This is a genomic window from Pseudopedobacter sp. (assembly GCF_040392825.1).
Taxonomy (GTDB): domain Bacteria; phylum Bacteroidota; class Bacteroidia; order Sphingobacteriales; family Sphingobacteriaceae; genus Pseudopedobacter.
Genome location: NZ_JBEBVH010000334.1, coordinates 1 through 3775 on the forward strand (window position 1 = coordinate 1; position 3775 = coordinate 3775).

The window sequence follows — 3775 nt, forward strand, 5'->3', positions numbered from 1 at the left end:
TGATAAGATTGTTTAGTATCTGACCCAGTCTAATCGGGTCAGCGATAATTTTTTCGGGTATATTATCATCTATGAAGTTTTTTAGCTGAATGTCTTTTCTCAGGATAGATGGGATAAACTGTTTTTTTATATCCTTTACCAGCTGAAATAGGTTTACTTCTCGTAATTGAAGCTCCAGTTTGTTGTTTTCTACCTTGGCAAAGTCCAATACATCGTTAATTAACTGCAATAGATGATCAGCCGAAAAAATAAGATCGTGGATATATTCTTTCTGGTCATGGGTATGATTGAGCTTCAAAAGATTGGCAATACCAATAATACCATTTAAAGGTGTCCTTATTTCATGGCTCATGATGGATAGGAAATCTGATTTGGCTTTGGAAGCACTTTCTGCAAGATCTTTTGCTTTGATTAGCGCTAATTCATTTTCTTTTTTTAAGGTAATATCCATTAACGCGCCTCTTAGCATGATTACTTCGTCATTCTTAATTACCGGTACCCCGATAGCACGTACCCATTTGTTTATCCCGGTTGCGGTAATGATCTTTAACTCTAGATCGTACGGTATTTTGTGATAAATTGCACGTTCATTGTGCTCCTTCAATAATTGTCTTTCCTGTTCTGGGAAAAAGGAAAGACAATTAATAGATGTGGGTTCGAAATTGTCATTTACGTCAAATAGTAGGTATGCTTGTTGTGTCCAGAAAACTTTCGCAGTTAATAAACTGAATTCCCATCCCGCCGTCTGACTAAGCTTTTGACTAACATCTAGCAATTCGTTATTTGATTCAAATCGTTCTTTCGTTTCTTGCAATACCAATTCAGCCAGTCTTTGTTGAGTTATATCCTGTATGCTTAACACCAGTACATAATTTGAAAGATCGGAAGCTTTAACTACGGGTTTTATCCTTAGTTTATACCATTTGTTGATGGCTTTATCGAGATGTTTATAAGTGATTTCGTGTACCTCGCCAGTTTTGATCACTGTATCTATGGGTTCTGTGAACATTAAAGATTGTGGCCCCATCACATCTGCTACTTTTTTACCAATGATCTGATCCTTAGGTATGAATAATACAGCCTCATCAGATACCCAGACGTTCTTAAAGGTTTGATTCCCGTCAATTTCAAACACAATATCTTCTAAGGAGGTAAGTAACGTTTGCAAATGAGCAGCTAATTCTCTTGAACTTTTTCTTGTTTTCTTTTGAAGACCATTTTTAAATACGGGGTGTAAATACATGGAAGAAGTATTAGTCATTATCCAAGAACCTCTTTTCAGGAGAGATGGTCTTTTTATATAATTCGATATTAGTACGGTACATACAGGATATTATCTGGTGCTGGAACTCAAAATTCATACCAATTAATGAATATATAACCAATTGACACTAAAAAGAATGAGGCCATTTTCTTTTTATTCCATTCCTTTTTCTCAATTTTATTAACCGACCTTGCGAAAAGCGGTTTTTAAATTTTTCACTTATCGAAAAGTTTGTATATTTATGTAATTGTTAGTGCTCTGATGAGTATTTTCAAGAGCCTATTTAATTATATTTTACACTGTCAGAAACATTGATTACATCTGAATGTATGAATTGCAGATGTGCATTGGAAATGAATGATATTTCAAATTATAAATAGTTGTTAAACCCCAAAACCGATACAAATGAACGAGAACATTAACAAAAGTGCCTTATTTAACGGAAGTTGCTTTGCACTCATCACTACAGCTTTCACCTTCGCCATCAGGGCAGGCATCCTACCTCAACTTGGTGAGGAATTTAACCTGACTGCTGAACAACTAGGATTTATCAATTCTATGTGGTTTTTGGGATTTCCTATTTCCATGATTATAGGAGGACTGGTTTATCATACTTTTGGTCCTAAAAATATTATGAGAGTGGCTTTTGTTTCCCATACTTTGGGAATTATTTTAACGATTTTTTCAGGAGGATATGCACTTTTGCTTGTCTCGACGCTTTTTATCGGTTTTGGTAATGGATGTACAGAAGCTGCCTGCAACCCTATGATTGCAGATACGTACTCCGGTGTTAAAATGAACAAGATGTTAAACCGGTTCCATATGTGGTTTCCGGGGGGAATTGTTCTTGGCAGTTTGATTTCCAAATTCATGACTGACTTTGGAGCGAGCTGGCAGGCGCAAATGTGGGTATTAATGATTCCTACCATTATTTACGCGGTACTGTTTTACGGAAAAGCATTTCCAAAACCAAAAGTGGAAGGGGTTACTTCTCTTACTGAAAATTTTAAAGCAATGTTAACGCCAGTTTATATATTTCTGTTCTGTTGTATGGCGCTTACGGCTATCTCTGAGTTTGGCACACAGCAGTGGGTGGGGCTTATTATGAGCAGCAGTGGCGCTAGTCCAATGCTGATTTTGGCATTGGTGACCGGTCTAATGGCGGTTGGTAGATTTTTTGCAGGTCCAGTTGTCCACAAGTTTGGCCAGACTGGTGTTTTGTTGGGCTCTGCTGTTTTTGCGACTATCGGTATCTATTTATTTAGTACAGTTACTGGACCTTCTGTCTATGCGGCGGCTGTGATTTTCGCGATAGGTGTTTGTTATTTCTGGCCTACAATGGTTGGTGCAGTAGCTCAGCGCGTTCCTTTAAGTGGCGCTTTGGGGATGTCCGTCATTGGTGGAGTAGGGATGTTTTCAACGTCTATTTTCCAGCCCATTATCGGTAGTTGGATTGATGGATCAAGGGCTGAGAATATAGCTGCTGGATTAACAGGGTCAGCTTTAGAACTAGCATCGGGTCAAGATACGCTGGCGAAAATGGTTACCTTTCCGGCAATACTCATTGTGTTGTTTACCATATTCTATTTCTGGCAAAGAAGGTCAAAAAATGATACGGTAGCGATGGCAAGCTAATTCGCTTTTTTTATATGATGCTCTGAAATATGTGGAGGGGCTGTTGTTTTTCGGATAACAGCCCCTCTTTTTACGTCCTGTTTTTTTGTTTTGCCAGATCTATATTATCAATCTGTAGGTGTTATCGTTATTTCTCTAAATTCAATAGGACCATGATCGCCTTGAATGTAAATTGGTCCTGGCTCGCCTTCATTACTGTCTAATGCTCCGCCGGTAATACCAGGTATCTCCTGATTACTGATAACCGTTTTTCCATTAGCAACTACAGTAACCATTCGGCCGATTAATGTAATATCATAAGATTGCCATTGATCAGGTCCTAAAGCCGTGATTTCACTTGGTGTTAAGAACCCATAAACTCCACTGAACAATACGCTTGAAGGATGAGCGTCTTTTGGACTATCTTCTATTTGTACTTCATAGCGACCTCTTAAATACACCCCACTATTGCTACCTTTCTGGTATCTAAACTCAACATGTAATTTGAAGTCAGTGAATTTTTGTAGGGAGATCAGGTTTGCGCCTGAACGCGGGCTCGTAAGAACCCCGTTCTTTACTTCCCATTGATTGTCGCCTAGTGCTTTCCAGCCCGTTAAATCTTTTCCATTGAATAGATCAATGGGTCTACCCCAGACCGGTGCAGCATTTCGTTTTAGATAGGGGGCTTTCACTCCCTTCCAGCTGTATTTTTTACCTTCACTAGTAACCATAGTTCCCTGAATTCCAGAACCCACTAATTCACCTTCTATTATAAAATCTCTATCTCCGCTTTCCCACTGCGGCGGAATGGTAAAACTAAACTTACCATTATCAAAATTTACTTTTGACACAGGACGGGCACTGCCCGAAGGACTTACAAAGTATCCTACTAAGGTG

Annotated in this window: 3 protein-coding genes; 1 reads left to right on the plus strand and 2 read right to left on the minus strand. The window is 38.7% G+C overall.

Going from position 1 to position 3775, the window contains the following annotated elements:
* Nucleotides 1-1243 (minus strand): PAS domain-containing sensor histidine kinase (locus ABWO41_RS16485; RefSeq protein ID WP_353140367.1); only part of this gene is annotated, 1243 nt, incomplete at its 3' end.
* Nucleotides 1244-1669: 426 nt separating this feature from the next.
* Between ABWO41_RS16485 and ABWO41_RS16490 the strand changes: the two genes are divergently transcribed.
* Nucleotides 1670-2899, plus strand: a complete 1230-nt coding sequence (locus ABWO41_RS16490) for an MFS transporter (RefSeq protein ID WP_353140369.1) — start codon at nucleotides 1670-1672, stop codon at nucleotides 2897-2899.
* A 107-nt stretch (nucleotides 2900-3006) separates the two neighbouring features.
* On the opposite strand, the gene ABWO41_RS16495 is transcribed toward ABWO41_RS16490, so the two are convergent.
* On the minus strand, nucleotides 3007-3775 hold a 769-nt coding region (locus tag ABWO41_RS16495), incomplete at its 5' end, for a 3-keto-disaccharide hydrolase (RefSeq protein WP_353140371.1).

Bases quoted from the DNA above. Each gene is read 5' to 3' on its own strand.
- ABWO41_RS16490 (WP_353140369.1), top strand. From the start codon at position 1,670: ATGAACGAGAACATTAACAAAAGTGCCTTATTTAACGGAAGTTGCTTT.